At 76.8% G+C, this 15,098-nt stretch carries 10 protein-coding genes; 4 read left to right on the top strand and 6 right to left on the bottom strand.

Annotation, left to right across the window (positions count from 1 at the left end; translation table 11 throughout):
• Positions 1–33: 33 nt before the first annotated feature.
• On the bottom strand, positions 34–702 hold the full coding sequence (locus tag J3P29_RS11315; protein WP_210493484.1) for a TetR/AcrR family transcriptional regulator: 669 nt from the start codon (positions 700–702) through the stop codon (positions 34–36).
• A 76-nt stretch (positions 703–778) separates the two neighbouring features.
• On the opposite strand from J3P29_RS11315, the gene J3P29_RS19910 reads away from it, so the two are divergent.
• Positions 779–1,273: a GNAT family N-acetyltransferase gene (locus J3P29_RS19910; protein ID WP_210493482.1), complete on the top strand. Its 495-nt coding sequence runs from the start codon at positions 779–781 to the stop codon at positions 1,271–1,273.
• A gap of 233 nt (positions 1,274–1,506) precedes the next feature.
• Positions 1,507–3,315, top strand: a complete 1,809-nt coding sequence (locus J3P29_RS11305; RefSeq protein WP_210493481.1) for a HAMP domain-containing methyl-accepting chemotaxis protein — start codon at positions 1,507–1,509, stop codon at positions 3,313–3,315.
• 125 nt (positions 3,316–3,440) lie between these two features.
• On the opposite strand, the gene J3P29_RS11300 is transcribed toward J3P29_RS11305, so the two are convergent.
• From J3P29_RS11300 to J3P29_RS11290, 3 genes are all read right to left on the bottom strand, one after another.
• The gene (locus J3P29_RS11300; RefSeq protein ID WP_210493480.1) at positions 3,441–4,328 is read right to left on the bottom strand and encodes an SMP-30/gluconolactonase/LRE family protein; all 888 of its coding nucleotides are present in this window, start codon (positions 4,326–4,328) and stop codon (positions 3,441–3,443) included.
• Between the two features lie 46 nt (positions 4,329–4,374).
• Positions 4,375–5,664: a hypothetical protein gene (locus J3P29_RS11295; RefSeq protein WP_210493478.1), complete on the bottom strand. Its 1,290-nt coding sequence runs from the start codon at positions 5,662–5,664 to the stop codon at positions 4,375–4,377.
• 199 nt (positions 5,665–5,863) lie between these two features.
• Positions 5,864–7,531 carry a fatty acyl-CoA synthetase gene (locus J3P29_RS11290; RefSeq protein ID WP_210493477.1) on the bottom strand — a complete coding sequence of 556 codons (1,668 nt, stop codon included), beginning with the start codon at positions 7,529–7,531 and terminating at the stop codon, positions 5,864–5,866.
• Positions 7,532–7,730: 199 nt separating this feature from the next.
• On the opposite strand from J3P29_RS11290, the gene mnmA reads away from it, so the two are divergent.
• On the top strand, positions 7,731–9,161 hold the full coding sequence (gene mnmA, locus J3P29_RS11285; protein ID WP_210493476.1) for a tRNA 2-thiouridine(34) synthase MnmA: 1,431 nt from the start codon (positions 7,731–7,733) through the stop codon (positions 9,159–9,161).
• 565 nt (positions 9,162–9,726) lie between these two features.
• Here mnmA and J3P29_RS20420 read toward each other — a convergent pair.
• Together J3P29_RS20420 and J3P29_RS11275 are read right to left on the bottom strand one after the other, a co-directional pair.
• On the bottom strand, positions 9,727–11,580 hold the full coding sequence (locus tag J3P29_RS20420; RefSeq protein WP_210493475.1) for a HAMP domain-containing sensor histidine kinase: 1,854 nt from the start codon (positions 11,578–11,580) through the stop codon (positions 9,727–9,729).
• A 3-nt stretch (positions 11,581–11,583) separates the two neighbouring features.
• Positions 11,584–12,273 carry a response regulator transcription factor gene (locus J3P29_RS11275; protein ID WP_210493473.1) on the bottom strand — a complete coding sequence of 230 codons (690 nt, stop codon included), beginning with the start codon at positions 12,271–12,273 and terminating at the stop codon, positions 11,584–11,586.
• 154 nt (positions 12,274–12,427) lie between these two features.
• Between J3P29_RS11275 and alaS the strand changes: the two genes are divergently transcribed.
• A complete protein-coding gene (gene alaS / locus J3P29_RS11270; RefSeq protein WP_349239829.1) occupies positions 12,428–15,094 on the top strand; it encodes an alanine--tRNA ligase in 2,667 nt (888 codons plus the stop codon).
• The last annotated feature ends 4 nt before the right edge of the window (positions 15,095–15,098 follow it).

The raw sequence follows: 15,098 nt of genomic DNA, 5'->3' as shown, positions 1-15,098 counted from the left end.
GCGCGACGGCGGCCGGGCGCGCCCGGGCCGCCGTCAGCCCCCGTCGCCGCCGGTGGGGCCGGCCAGCGCTTCGATCCCCGGCAGGAAGAGCCGGGTGATCCAGTCGACGAGCTCCTCGGCGTCGATCTCGCGGTGCGCGCGCCACCAGTACGCCAGGCCCTCGAACGCGCCGTTGAGGGCGTGCGCCACGGACTCCGTGCGCCACGGCTCCAGGTCCAGGCCCTGCGCGTCGATCGTCTCGCGCACCAGCGAGGTCAGCAGCGCGCTCTGCTGCGCCCGCACGGCGAGGATCGGCTCGGCGCCGGGCTCGGGGCCGGCGGTCAGCAGCAGGTCCCAGCCACCGCGCTCCTCGGCAACGAAGCGCAGGAAGGCGATCGCGCCCGCCCGCATCCGCCCGGCGGCGTCCTGCTCGGCGAGCGCCGCGGTCGCGACCACGTCGGCCAGGGCGCGGCCGGCGCGCTCGACGCAGCGCAGGTACAGGGCCTCCTTGTTGCCGACCAGGTCGTAGACCACGGGCTTCGAGACGCCGGCGCGCAGCGCGACCTCGTCCATCGAGGCGCCTTGGTAGCCGCGCTCGGCGAACAGGCCCTGCGCGATCGCCAGCACCTGCTCCTCGCGCACCGCGCGCGGCACGCGGCCGTGCGGGAACCCGGCGACGGCGGCCGCGTCGGCGGCGGGGGCGGGGCGGTCGGCGGCGGGCATCCCGCCCCCATGATCCTGCAAAGCGCGCGCCGGGGTCCGCTCGCGCGCGCACGGCGCGGACCGCTACGGTCGCGGCGTGCCCGTCGACCCGTCGTCCGCCGCCGCGCCGCGCCTGCGTCCCGTCGGCCCCGACGACGCCGCGCTCCTCGTCACCCTGTACCGCACGGGACCGGCCGCCGCGGCGTTCGCCGCCGCCGGTCTGCCGGCCGCCGCGCTCGAGGGCCTGCTGGCCCAGCAGCACGACGCCCGCGAGCAGGGGTACGCGGCGGCGCACCCGGACCGCGACGACCTGGTGATCGAGGTCGCCGGACGGGCGGTCGGCCGCCTGCTGCTCGCCCGGGGCCGCGACGACCACCGCGTCGTGGACGTGGCGCTGCTGCCCGACGCGCGCGGACGGGGGACCGGGACGGCGGTGCTGCGGCGGGCCCAGGCGGGCGCGGCCGCCGCCGCGGTGCCGCTGCGGCTGCACGCCGACCGGGGCGGCCCGGCGGAGGCGCTCTACCGGCGCCTGGGCTTCGTCGACGACGGGGTGCCGGACGCGTTCCGCGTGCCGCTCGTCTGGCGACCGTAGCGACCCCCGGGCCGGCGTCCCGGGGCCGCGCAGGATGGTTGCGCGGCGAAGCGCTGGACGCCCGTCGTAGGCGCCGCGGACCGGCGGGAACGGCACCCCGGCACCGCATTCCCTGTACCTACCGGTTGTTCGGGAAGTGGGGGTGCATCTCCCGTCGTACCGCCAGGTTGACGTCGTCAAGCTGCGCTCGCTCCGTCCGACCACCTGGGTGTCCACCCACCCCTGGAGTCCCTGTGCGTCTCACGATCGCTCTCAAACTGGCGCTCGCCTTCGCGGCGGTCGTCGTCATCACCGCCGTCATCGGCGTCTACGCCATCACCCGCACGTCCGCCATGAGCGACGCCACCACGGCCCTCACGGACCGCGTCGTCCCGGCCACGACCACCATCGGCACGCTGAAGGACAAGACCGGCTCGTACCGCCGCAACCAGATCCTCTACGTCGCCGGCCAGTCCAACGACAAGCAGCTCGCCGAGAACCAGGCCGACATCGACGCGGCGATCCAGGACTACGAGACGAAGTACGTCTCCGGCGAGAGCGACCGCAACGCGCTCGACGCGTTCGTCGCGCAGTGGAAGACGTACCGCGAAACGACCGCCGGGTTCAAGGACGTCGCCCGCAACGACATCGACGCCACGATGAAGATCCTGGCGGAGGGCGACGGCGACAAGGCGTGGGAGGACACGAAGTCCGCGATCGCCGGATGGAGCGGCGCCGTCGACAAGGTCGCGCAGGCCGCCGACGCGAAGGCGCGCGACACCGCCAGCACCACCCGCACCACCACGCTGATCCTGCTCGTCGCCGGCATCCTGGTCGCCGCGGGCATGGCCGCGCTGCTCGTCCGCACGATCGCGCGCGGCCTGCGCGCCATCGTCACCGCCGCCCGCGGGATCGCCCAGGGCGACGTGCAGCAGCAGCTCGACCTGCACTCCAACGACGAGGTCGGCGACGCCGGCGAGGCGTTCCGCGACATGGTCGGCTACCTGCAGGACGCCGTCGTCATCGCCGACCGCATCGCCGCCGGCGACGTGTCCGTCGACGTCGAGCCGCGCGGCGACCGCGACGCCCTGGGCCACGCGTTCGTCGGCATGACGGAGTCGCTGCGCGGGGCGCTCGGCGACGTCGCCGGCTCCATCGGCACCGTCTCCACCGCCTCGCACGAGATGTCGTCGGCCGCCGACGAGGCCGGCCGCGCCGTCGCCGAGATCGCCGAGGCCATCGCCCAGATCGCCCGCGGCGCCGAGCAGCAGGCCGTCTCGCTGGCCGAGACGCGCGAGCTGGTCGAGGAGGTCTCCTCCAGCATCGACGAGTCCACGGCCGCCGCCGAGCAGACCGCGTCGGCCGCCGACGGCGCCCGCACGATCGCCCGCGACGGCGTCGGCGCGGCCGAGCAGGCCACGTCCGCCATGCAGGCGCTGCGCGACTCGTCCGCCGAGGTCGCCGCCGCGATCCGCGACCTCGGCGCGAAGAGCGACGAGATCGGCGGCATCGTCGTCACGATCACCGGCATCGCCGAGCAGACGAACCTGCTGGCGCTGAACGCGGCGATCGAGGCGGCGCGCGCCGGCGAGCAGGGCCGCGGCTTCGCGGTCGTCGCCGAGGAGGTCCGCAAGCTGGCCGAGGAGTCCCAGGGCGCCGCGGCGAACATCTCCGACCTGATCGGGCACATGCAGGGCGAGACGCAGAAGGCCGTCGCGGTCGTCGAGCGCACCGTCGAGCGCACCGAGGCCGGCACGGAGACCGTCGAGCACGCCCGCGAGGCGTTCGAGCGGATCGGCGCGTCCGTCGAGGACATGGACACGCGCGTCCGGTCGATCACGGAGCTGACGCACCGCATCCACGCCGGCGCCGCCCAGGTCGACGAGCGCATCCGCGAGGTCGCCGAGCTGGCGCAGCGCTCCTCCGCCGCGACCGAGGACGTCTCGGCGTCGACGGAGCAGACGTCCGCGTCCGCGCAGCAGATCGCCGCGTCGACCGACTCGCTGGCGTCGACCGCCGACGAGGTCGCGAGCGTCATCGGGCGCTTCCGCCTGACGGTCTAGGCCCCGGGGCCCCGCGCACGCAGCACGGGCGGGGCGGGGTGCCGGACGGCGCCCCGCCCCGCGGTCGTCCCGGGGCGGGACCGCCCGACGGCGTCGCCCGCCGAGCCCGGCGACGGCGCCCGGGATCAGCGCGGCAGGACCGCGGGCGGCGGCACCACGCCCGCCACGCCCGCGTCGCCGGCGAACAGCCGTCCGGCGAGCGGCTGCTCCGCCAGCGCGGCGTCGTCCAGCCCCTTGCGCGAGGTCGTGACGAAGAGCGTCCGGCCGTCCGGGCCGCCGAACGCCGGGCGCGTCGGCTGGGCCACCGGCAGGGCGACCTCGCGGACGAGCGCCCCGGCCGGGGTGAAGCAGCGCACCGCCGAGCCGCCGAAGAACGCGATCCACAGGTCGCCGTTCGCGTCGACGGCCATCCCGTCGGGGTGCCCGTCCAGGCCGCGCGCGTCGACGACGACGCGGTCGGGGCCCAGGGCGCCGCTCTGCCGGTCGTACGCGTACGCGCGGACCTGGCCGGTCGGGGTGTCGGTCAGGTACATCGTGGCGCCGTCGGGCGACCAGACGGGACCGTTCGGGATGCTCACCCCGCGCTGGACCACGGCCAGCTCGTCGCGGCCGTCCAGCCGCAGCACCGTGCCGTGGCCCGCGTCCTCGTCGCGCGCCATCGTGCCGAGCCACAGCCGGCCGTCGGGGTCGACGCCGGCGTCGTTCGTGCGCACCGGCCGGTCGGCGCCCGGCGCGCTGGCGAGCGGGGTGACCTCGCCGTCGGGCAGCGCGACGCGCGCCACGGTCCGCCCGCTCCCGGCGACGAGCGTGCCGTCGGCGGCGGGGGCGAGCGCGCCGGTCTGGTCCGCCAGGCCCACGGTCGTGGTCGTGCCGTCGGGCGCGGTCGCGTGGACGCAGCGGCCGGTGATGTCGACCCACAGCAGCACGCCGCGCCGCGCGTGCCAGACCGCCCCCTCGCCGTGGTGGGCGACGGTCGTGCCGAGCGGGGCGAGCGCGGGGGAGGAGGACGCCATCCGGCGATCGTAGAGGGGGCCCGCGGCGGGCCCGGCCCGGCGGGCGCTACGCGTCGAGCGCGGTCGCGGCGACGAGCCCGTCGCCCGTCGTCCCCGGGGCCGGCAGGCCGGGCGCGGGCCGCAGCCACCGCCGCAGCTGCGCGTACACCCGGGGGTGGTGCAGCAGGTCGAAGTGGTGCAGCCCGCCCAGCAGGACGGCGTCCTCCTCGCCGTACGCCAGCCGGCGCTCGCCGCGGGCGCGCCCCGTCGCGCTGTCCGGCGTGACGAGCAGGTCGCCCAGGACCGTCCGGGCGAGCCACGACGCGGGATCGCCGGCCATCGTGACGCCGAGCGCGTGGTGGCGCACGCCCTCGAGCAGCGGGACGGCGGTGCCCCGCTCGCCCCACGGCCAGCGGTCGACGGCGGGCGGCAGGTCCTCGGGGACGATCGCTCCGTGGCGCAGGTCGAGCACGCCGGCCGAGCGCAGGCCCAGCAGGTCGGTGACCAGCCGCGTCTCGGGCGCCAGCCCCGCCGCCCACGACGCCGTGGCGGACGCGCGCTCCAGGTGCGCGCCCAGGTGCGGCGAGCCGAGCGTGACGACGTGGCGCAGCGGCCCGATCCAGCCGTGCCCGGCGGCGGCGCCCTCGACGCAGGCGGCGCGGGCCACGAGGCCGCCCATGGAGTGCCCCACGAGGGACAGCTCGCGCAGCCCGCCGGGCCACGCGGCGACGAGCCGCTCGAGCAGGTTCGCCAGGTCGGCGCCGTTGGCCGGGATCCGACGCCCCGTGTCGTAGCGGAGCAGCAGGACGTCGGCGCCCAGGTCGCGGTGCAGGCGGGCGGCGAACCCCTCGTGCGCCGGCGTCCCGGCCCACGAGGCGTCCGTCAGGCACAGGCCGTGGACGAGCACGACGACGCGGCCGGTCGTCATCGGGAACGCCCGACGCAGTGCGGCGCCGTCGACGGGCAGGTCGCGCCCGTTGCGGCGCAGGGTCATCGGCAGCGCGAGCGGGCTGCGCTCGGCCGCCCAGCGGTCGCCGAAGGCCCCGCCCAGCGCGCCGAGCACGCGGTCGCCGGCGGGGTGGTCGCCCAGGGGCCGGGCGTGCGGCGGCCGGGTGGCGGCGAGCGCCAGGCCGGCGGCGCGCAGGACGGTGCTGCCGATCCCGCGGACCGCGGCGTAGGTGCCGTCCGCGATGCGGTCGTGCGCCCACGCGACGGGCGGCGCCCAGCCGGCGTGGTCCTCGCCGCGGCCGAACGCCCGGGCGGCGACGGCGCGGTGGGTGGCCTGGACGTGGCCGACCGCGCCGGCGAACGCGCGCGCGGCGGCCACGCCGGCGGCGCGGGCCTCGGCGGGCGTCATCGGCGCGGGACGGCGTCGGGGACGAGCATCGGTATACGACTGTAGACCGAAAGGGCCGGGATGTCGAGCGGGTCGCCAGAGCGGGACCGGCCTGGCGGTCCGCTCGGCCGTCGCACCTGCCGGTCCGCTCCGCCGGTGCCGCTCGCGCGCCCGCCCCGCCGTCCGGGCCTGCTCGTCCGCCCGGCGGGTCGCGTCCGTCCTAGCGCCCGCCGCGCGGCCCGGCGATGCCGCCGGCCACGTCGGCGAGCTCCGCGCGCAGGTCCCGCTTGAGGATCTTGCCGCTGGCGTTCTTCGGCAGCGCGTCGACCACGCGGAACGCCTTCGGCACCTTGAAGCCCGCCAGGCGCTCGCGGCAGTGCGCCGCCAGGCCCGCCTCGTCGACGCTCGCGCCCTCGCGGGCCACCACGACGGCGACGACGCACTCGATCCACTCGGGGTGGGGGATGCCGACGACGGCGACCTCGGCGACCGCCTCGTGGGCGTAGATCGCCTCCTCGACCTCGCGCGACGCGACGTTCTCGCCGCCCGTCTTGATCATGTCCTTGATGCGGTCGACGACGGTGATGTAGCCCTCCTCGTCCGCCACGCCGAGGTCGCCGGAGTGGAACCACCCGCCGGCGAACGCCGCGGCCGTCTTGTCGGGCGCGTCCAGGTAGCCGTGGATCGCGTGCGGCGAGCGCAGGACGATCTCGCCGATCTCGCCCGGCGGCAGCTCGCTGCCGTCCGGCGCCGCGATCCGCGCCTCGACGTTCAGGGCCGCGCGCCCGGCCGACCCGGCCTTGCGCAGCTGGTCCTCGGGCCGCAGGACGGTCGACAGCGGCGCCATCTCGGTCTGGCCGTAGAAGTTCCACAGCCGCAGCTCCGGCCGGCGACGGCTGAGCTCCTTCAGCACCTCGACCGGCATGATCGCGGCGCCGTAGTAGCCCTTGCGGAGCGTGGAGAGGTCCCGCGCGTCGAAGTCGGGGTGGCGCAGCAGCCCGATCCACACCGTCGGCGGGGCGAAGAACATCGTCGCGCCGTGCCGCTCGATCGCCGCGAGCACCGCGGCCGGATCGGGGGCCGGCAGGATCACGCTCGTCATGCCCAGCTGGATCGCCGGCAGCAGGAACACGTGCTGCTGCGCGACGTGGAAGAGCGGCAGCGCGTGCACCTGCACGTCGTCGGAGCCCATCTCGCCGTCGACCATGCAGGTCGAGTAGTTCGCGATGAGCGCCTCGTGCGACAAGACCGCGCCCTTCGGCCGCGACTCGGTGCCCGACGTGTACATCACCTGCGCCGGCGCGTCCGAGGCGACGAGGTGGTCGGGGGCGCCGGGATCCGGGTCGCCGGGCGCGCCGACCAGGTCGGGCAGCCGCTCCCACTGCATCCGCTCCTCGACGTCGTCGGCCCCCAGGACGGCCTGCACCTTCAGGCGCCCCTCGAAGCCGGCGACGCGGATCGCCTCCTCGGCCGTCTCCAGCAGGGCGTCCTGGGCGAGCAGGCCGCTCGCGCCCGAGTGCTGCAGGACGTAGCCCACCTCGGCGCCGCCGAGCATGAAGTTGACCGGGACGAGGGTGGCGCCGGCCTTCGCGACGCCGAAGATCGCCTGCACGTAGGGCAGGCCGTTGCGGGACAGGAGCGCGACGCGGTCGCCGGGGCCGATGCCGCGGGCCGCGAGCGCCGCGGCCAGGCGGTTGGCGTCGGCCTCGAGCTCCGCGAACGTGCGCGAGCGCGGGTCGGGGACCCCCTCCTCGAGCACCGCGACCCGGTCGGGGAAGCGGCGCGCCGAGCGGTGCAGCAGGTCGGCCAGCGTCTGGCGGCGGGCCCGCGCGACGGTCTCCTCGAGCGCGGACGAGGCGGCGGTGGTCGGCAGGTCGGTGGTGGCCATGCGGGGCTCCGGGTCGGGGGCGCGGCGGACGGGGTCGGGCGGCGGCGTACCCGCGGGCGCCCGTCGGTACGGCAGCCTCTCACGTGCGGTGCCGGGCGTGGGGGCGATCGCGGCGGCTTCCGGACGGTCGGCGGACGCGTTCGGCGTACGCTTCCCCGTGCCGGCGGGGACGACGGTCCGGATGGCTACTCTCGGTCCGATGGCTGATTGGCGGTACGAGGAGCACCTGCGCTCCCCGGTCGGTCGGGGCGCGCTGCCGCCCGGCGGGCACGACGGCGTCGCGGGCGGCGCGGCGTGCGGCGACCTCGTGCGCGTGGTCGTGGCCGTCGACGGCGCGCGGATCGCCGGTGCCGGGTTCGTCGCGGAGGGCTGCGGCGCGCTGACCGTCTGCGGGTCCGTGGCCTGCGAGCTGCTCGACGGCGCGAGCGTGCGCGACGCCGCCCGGGTGTCCGTCGCGGCGGTGTGCGACGAGGTCGGCGGCCTGACGCCGGGCAAGCTTCACGCGGCCGAGCTGGTCGTCGACGCGCTGCACCGGGCGCTCGGCGCCGCCGTCGCCGCCGACGCGGCGCCGGACGGCCCGGCCCGGGGGACCCTGGCCGCGATGAGCGGCGGGGTCGATTCCGCGGTGGCGGCGCTGCAGGCCGGTCCGGACGCGGTGGCGGTGACGCTCGAGCTGTGGCGCGACCCCGAGAACGACGCGGAGTCGTCCTGCTGCTCGCACTCCGCCGTCCGCCGCGCGCGCGACCTGGCGCACCGGATGGGCATGCCGCACCTGACCCTCGACCTGCGCGACGCCTTCCGCGACGGCGTCGTCACCCCGTGGATCGAGGACCACCGCAACGGGCTGACGCCGAACCCGTGCGTGCGCTGCAACGGCAACGTCCGCCTGGACGCCATGCTGGAGCTCGCCGACCGCCTGGGCTGCGCGACGCTGACGACGGGCCACTACGCCCGCACCACCGACGACGGCCTGCTGCGGCTGGCGACCGACCAGGCGAAGGACCAGGCGTACATGCTCGCCGGCCTGCGCCCGTCCTCGATCGCCCGGATGCGCTTCCCGCTCGGCGGGCTGCGCAAGCCCCAGGTGCGGGCGCTGGCGGAGGACGCCGACCTGCCCGTCGCGCGCACCCCCGACTCGCAGGACCTGTGCTTCCTCGCGGGCACCGGCCGCCCGGCGTTCCTCGCGCGGCACGGCGGTCTCGAGAGCCGCCCCGGCCCGATCCGCGACGCCGACACGGGGGAGACCCTGGGCGAGCACCGCGGCGCGCACCTCTACACCCTGGGCCAGCGCCGCGGCCTGGGCGTCGCCGCCGGCGAGCCGCGCTACGTCGTCGGGACCGACGTGACGGAGAACGTGGTGCTCGTCGGCCCCCGCGAGCGGCTGATGACCGACCGGGTCACGCTGCGCGACGTCGTCCTGCACCGCGAGCCGTGGTGCGTCGACGCCGTGAAGCTGCGCTACAAGCAGCCGCCGCGCCGGGCGCGCATCGTGCCGGCCGCCGACGGCGAGGCCGGCGCGGGCGCGCCCGCCACCGTGGTCCTGGAGGAGCCGCTGCTGCAGGCCGCCCCGGGGCAGACGGCGATGCTGCTCGACGGCGACGTCGTCGTCGGGACCGGCGTCCTGGCCTAGGGGCGGGGTGGGCGGTCGGGAACGCGGCCGCGGCGGTCCCGGCCATTCCGGCTGAGGTCCGGATAGCGGTCCTGAGCCGGAACACGCGGGCGCCGGCCGGGCCGTTCCGGCTGAGGTCCGCATACCGGTCCTGACCCGGAACGCGCGGGCGCCGCGCCGGCCGTTCCGGCTGAGGTCCGGATAGCGGTCCCGACCCGGAACGCGCTCCCGCCGGCCGGGCCGTTCCGGCTGAGGTCCGCCTACCGGCCCCGACCCGGAACGCGCTCTCGCCGGCCGGGCCGTTCCGGCTGAGGTCCGCCTACCGGTCCCGACCCGGAACGCGCTCCCGCCGGCCGGGCCGTTCCGGCTGAGGTCCGCATACCGGTCCCGACCCGGAACACGTCCCCGTCGGCCGGGCCGTTCCGGCTGAGGTCCGCATACCGGCCCCGACCCGGAACACGTCCCCGCCGGCCGGGCCGTTCCGGCTGAGGTCCGGATAGCGGTCCCGACCCGGAACACGCTCCCGCCGCCCGGGCCGTTCCGGCTGAGGTCCGGATAGCGGTCCCGATCCGGAACGCGTCCCCGCCTAGTCCGCCGCCCGTTCCACTTCCTCGTCCGGCGCCAGCGGCAGCCGCAGCTCGAAGGTGGCCCCGCCGCCGGGCGTCGGCCGTACCGCGACCGTTCCGCCGTGGGTGACGGCCACCTGTCGCACGATCGCCAGGCCCAGACCGCTGCCGTGCCGCCCGCGGGCGGCGTGGCCGCGGCGGAAGCGGTCGAAGATCCGCGCGCGCTCGTCCGCGGGCACCCCCGGACCGTGGTCGACGACGGTCACGGCGGCCTCGCGCGGCGCCATGCGGCCGGCCCACAGCGGCCCGTCGTCCCTCGACGTCGCGCGCGCCCGGCGTCCGCCGTCGCCCCGGGTCGCCCGGCCGTCCCGGCGAACGCCGTCGTCCCCTGACGCCCGGCCGTCCCCCGACACCCGGCCGTCAAACGACGCCCGGCCGTCCCCCGACGCCCCGCCGTCGCTCGCCGCCCCGTCGCCCTCCGACGCCCGGCCGCCCTCCGACGCCCGGCCGTCCCCCGACGTCCCGCCGCCCCCCGACGCCCGGCCGCCCCCCGACGTCCCGCCGCCCCCAGCCGCCCCGCCGCCCCCAGCCGCCCCGCCGCCCCCTGCCGCCCCGCCGCCCCCCGCCGCCCCGCCGTCCGCGTCCGCGCCCTCCTCGGCGACCCCCGCCACCCGCACCTCGACCGGCCCGCCGCCGACGGCGGCGCCGTGCAGCGCGGCGTTGTTGACGAGGTTCGACACCGCGCGCGCCAGGCGGTCGGGCCGGCCGGAGACGACGAGGTGCTCCGCCTCGACGAGGAACGCGATCCCGCGGTGGTCGCGCCGGGCGCGGTCCACGCACTCGGCCACAAGGGCGTCGAGGGCGACGGGCTCGTCCATCCCGTGATCGGGCTCGTCGCCCCGCGCCAGCTCGATCAGGTCGGTGACCAGGCGCCCCAGGTCCTCCGCCTGGTCGCGGACGTCCTCCAGCATCCCGCGTCGCTCCTCGGGGTCCAGCGTGCCCTCGTCCTCGAGCAGCAGCTCGGCGTTCGTGCGCAGGCTCGTGACCGGGGTCCGCAGCTCGTGCGACGCGTCCGCGACGAGGTGGCGCTGCTCGGCGACGGAGCGGTCCAGGTCGGCGCGCGAGCGCTGCAGCCGCGCCAGCATGCCGTTGAAGCGGCGCGTCAGCTCGCCCACCTCGTCCGCCGGGCCCTCGGGCAGCCGGCGGTCCAGGTCGGCGGTCGCCTCGACGTGCGCGGCGGCGTCCGCCAGGTCGGAGACGGGCCGCAGCACCCGGCGGGCCGTCCAGCGCCCGAGCGCCGCCGCGAGCGCGACGATCGCCGCCCCGATCCCCAGCAGCACGATCCACAGCGTCCGCAGCGCGGAGTCGACCCCGGCCATCGGCCGCGCGAACTGCCACGCGGCGACCGTCACGCCGGTCACCGTCGCCAGGGTCTCGCGCACGTCCGCGGGGATCGGCACGGTGATCATCCGCAGGTGCACGTCGCCGACGTGGACGTCGCGCGGCGCCGTCGCGGCCCCGTCGCGCACCGCCGCCCGGTCGACGCGCTCGACGGGCAGGGCGACCTCGCCGCGCGTGACGACGGCGCCGGCCGACGTCAGCGCCTGCTGGTACTCGGCCGGCCCGCCCAGCCGCGGCGGCGGCGCGGGCGCGGCGGTCGGGCCGCCCAGCGCCGCCGTGCGGCCGTCGGCCGGCGGGCGGAAGCGCAGCACGCGCCGCCGGTCCACGACCGCGTCCGCCTGCGCGCGCAGGCTGTCGTCGACGTTGCCCTGCAGCAGCGACCGGGTGGTGATCCACGCCGCGCCGCCGGCCAGCAGCACGACCGCGGCGGCGACGAGCGCGACGACGAGCGCCAGGCGCCGGCGCAGCGGCACGGCCTACGGCTCCCGCAGCGCGTAGCCGACGCCGCGGATCGTGTGCAGCAGCCGCGGCTCGCCGCCCTCCTCGGTCTTGCGCCGCAGGTAGCCGACGTAGACGCCGAGGGCGTTCGACGTCGCGCCCAGGTCGTAGCCCCACACGTGCTCGAACAGCTGGGAGCGGGACAGCACGACGCGCGGGTGGCGCAGGAACAGCTCGAGCAGCGCGAACTCCGTGCGGGTCAGCTCGACGGGCCGCTCGCCGCGCCAGACCTGCCGGGTGGCCGGATCCATCCGCAGGTCGGCGAAGCGCAGCGGCTCGGCGTCGTCGTCCGCGTCGGGCGCGGCGTCGGCGCGGCGCAGCAGGGCGCGGACGCGGGCCCGCAGCTCGCGCAGGGCGAACGGCTTCGTCAGGTAGTCGTCCGCACCGGCGTCCAGCCCGTCGACGCGGTCGTCGACGCCGTCGCGCGCGGTCAGCATCAGGACGGGCACCCGGTCGCCCGCGGCGCGCAGCCTCCGGCACACCTCCAGGCCGTCCATCCGCGGCATCATCACGTCGAGGATCACCAGGTCCGGCGTCGTGCGCGCCAGCCGGTCGAGCGCCTCCTCGCCGTCCGTCGCGACACGCACCTCGTGGCCGTCCAGCCGCAGCGCGCGCTCGAGGGCGGTGACGAGCGCGGGCTCGTCGTCGACGACCAGGACCTGCGGCATGACGCCAGCGTAGGGCGGCGTCCGCGCGCCGCCCCTCTCCGGCGGCGAAGAACGGACGAAGAACCGGCCCCGCGACGCCCGGCCGCGGCTGCTCGCGCGGCCGCCGCGGCGCGGCGTCGCGGGCCCGACGCCCGATTGCGGCAGAATCCCCCTCGTGACCTCCCAGCGCCCCACCACGAGCGACGAGATCCGCGAGACCTTCCTCGGCTTCTTCGAGGCCCAGGGCAGCCGCCGCCTGGCGTCGGCATCGCTCGTCCCGGCGCAGCACGACCCGTCCGTCCTGCTGACGACGGCGGGCATGCACCCGCTCAAGCCGTACTTCCTCGGCGCGGAGCAGCCGCCGTCCCGGCGCCTGACGAGCTGCCAGAAGTGCTTCCGCACGCCCGACATCGACAACGTCGGCGTGACCGCGCGCCACCTGACGTTCTTCGAGATGCTCGGCAACTTCTCGATCGGCGACTACTTCAAGCGCGAGGCGATCGCCTTCGCGTGGAAGCTCTCCACCGAGGGCTTCGGCTTCGACCCCGAGAAGATCTGGGTCACCGTCTTCGGCGGCGACGAGGGCCTGGGCCTGGGCGTCGACCAGGAGTCCATCGACTTCTGGCTCGAGGTCGGCGTGCCGCGCGAGCGCATCGTCGAGCTGGGCCGCGAGGACAACTTCTGGCAGGCCGGCCCGAACGGCCCGTGCGGCCCCTGCACCGAGCTCTACCTCGACCGCGGCCCCGCCTACGGCGCCGCGACGAAGCCGGGCGAGGACGAGTCCGACCGCTTCATGGAGTTCTGGAACCTCGTGCTCATGCAGTACGACCAGACGACGCACGAGGACGGCACGTCGACGCTGGTCCCGCTGCCGGCGAACTCCATCGACACCGGCATGGGCCTCAACCGCATGGCGATGCTCCTGCAGGGCAAGGAGACGATCTTCGAGACGGACCAGTTCGCGCCGCTCATCGCCCTGGCCGAGGAGCTCTCCGGCAAGACGTACGAGTCCGGCGACGAGGCCGCGGACCGCGCCATGCGCATCCTGGCCGACCACACGCGCGGCATGACGTTCCTGATCTCGGACGGCGTCGTCCCGTCGAACGAGGACCGCGGCTACGTCCTGCGCCGCCTGATGCGCCGCGCGGTCGTGCAGGGCCGCCGGATCGGCATCGAGGGGGAGTTCCTGGGCCGCTTCCTCGACGCCGTCGTCGCGACGATGGGCGCGGCCTACCCCGAGATCGCGGAGCGCCGCGAGGAGATCCGCACCTGGGTCACCGCCGAGGAGCAGGGCTTCGGCCGCACGCTCGTCCAGGGCTCGGCGCTGCTCGACGAGCTGCTCGCCAAGGGCGAGGTCTCCGGGGCGGACGCCTTCCGCCTGCACGACACGTTCGGCTTCCCCGTCGAGCTGACGACGGAGATCGCGGGCGAGCGCGGCATCGCCTGGACGGGCCAGGACGAGTTCGACCGCCTGATGACCGAGCAGCGCGAGCGCTCGAAGGCCGGCTCGCGCCGCGGCGACCACGGCGGCGCGGCCGCCGGGTCGATCGCGCACCTCGTCGCCGAGGAGCCGACGGCGTTCACGGGCTACGAGCACCTCGAGGAGCACACGACGGTCGCCGGCGTGCTGGAGCAGGGCGGCAAGACGTACCTGAAGCTCGCCGAGTCCCCCTTCTACGCCGAGGGCGGCGGCCAGGTCTCCGACGCCGGGTCGATCGTGCTCGAGGACGGCGGCGAGGCCGCGCGGGTCGTCGGCGTGGTGCGCGCCGGCGACGACCAGGCGATCGTCGTCGAGCCCGCGAGCGGCGTCACCGGCGGCGCGAGCGGCCAGGACGTCGACCTGCGCTCCGGCCAGCGCGTCGTCGCCCGCGTCGACCGCCGCGCGCGGCACGCCACGCAGTGCAACCACACCGCGACGCACCTGCTGCACGCCGCGCTCCGCGAGCGCCTGGGCGACCACGTCCACCAGGCCGGCTCGGCGGTGCGCCCCGACAAGCTGCGCTTCGACTTCTCGCACCCGAGCAAGCTCACGCCCGAGGACCTGCGCTGGGTCGAGGACCGCGTGAACGAGCAGATCCTGCAGAACCAGCCCGTGCGCGCGCTGACGATGCCGATCGACCAGGCGAAGGCGCTCGGCGCGATGGCCCTCTTCGGCGAGAAGTACGGCGACGTCGTGCGGATGGTCGAGATCGGCGACGGCTCGTTCTCGCGCGAGCTGTGCGGCGGCACCCACGTGCGCTCGACGGCCGAGATCGGCGTCTTCAAGATCACGAGCGAGGGCTCCTCCTCGGCCAACGTCCGCCGCGTCGAGGCGATCACCGGACCCGTCGCGATCGACCTGCTGCGCGAGCGCGACGGCCTGCTGGACGAGATCGCGGACGCCGCGAAGGTCCCCGCCGCCCAGGTCGTCGAGCGGATCGCGAAGCTGCGCGAGCAGGCCAAGAGCGGCGCCGGCAAGGCGCTGCCGGCGGTCGACGAGGGCGCCCTGGCCGCCGAGGCCGTCGAGCTCGGCGGCGTGCCGGTCGTCGTCGCCCGGGTGGAGGGCGTGACGCCGAAGGACCTGCCCGCGATCGCCGACCGCGTGAAGGGCCAGCTTGGCGGCGCCGGCGCGGTCGTGCTCGCCGCGCCGTCCGACGACAAGGTGGCGCTCGTCGTCGCCGTCGACCCGGACGTCGTCGCGCGCGGCGTGAAGGCCGGCGACGTCGTCAAGGTCGCCGCCGGCGTCGTCGGCGGCGGGGGCGGCGGCAAGCCGACGATGGCCCAGGCCGGCGGCAAGGACCCGGCGAAGACGGACGACGCGCTGCGCGCCGCGCACGACGCGATCGCCGCGGTCCTCGGCTGAGCGG

It is taken from the genome of Patulibacter sp. SYSU D01012 (genome assembly GCF_017916475.1).
In the GTDB taxonomy this organism is placed as follows: domain Bacteria; phylum Actinomycetota; class Thermoleophilia; order Solirubrobacterales; family Solirubrobacteraceae; genus Patulibacter.
Note: the sequence above shows the minus strand (reverse complement) of the source record. Positions and strands in the feature narration are given on the sequence as shown.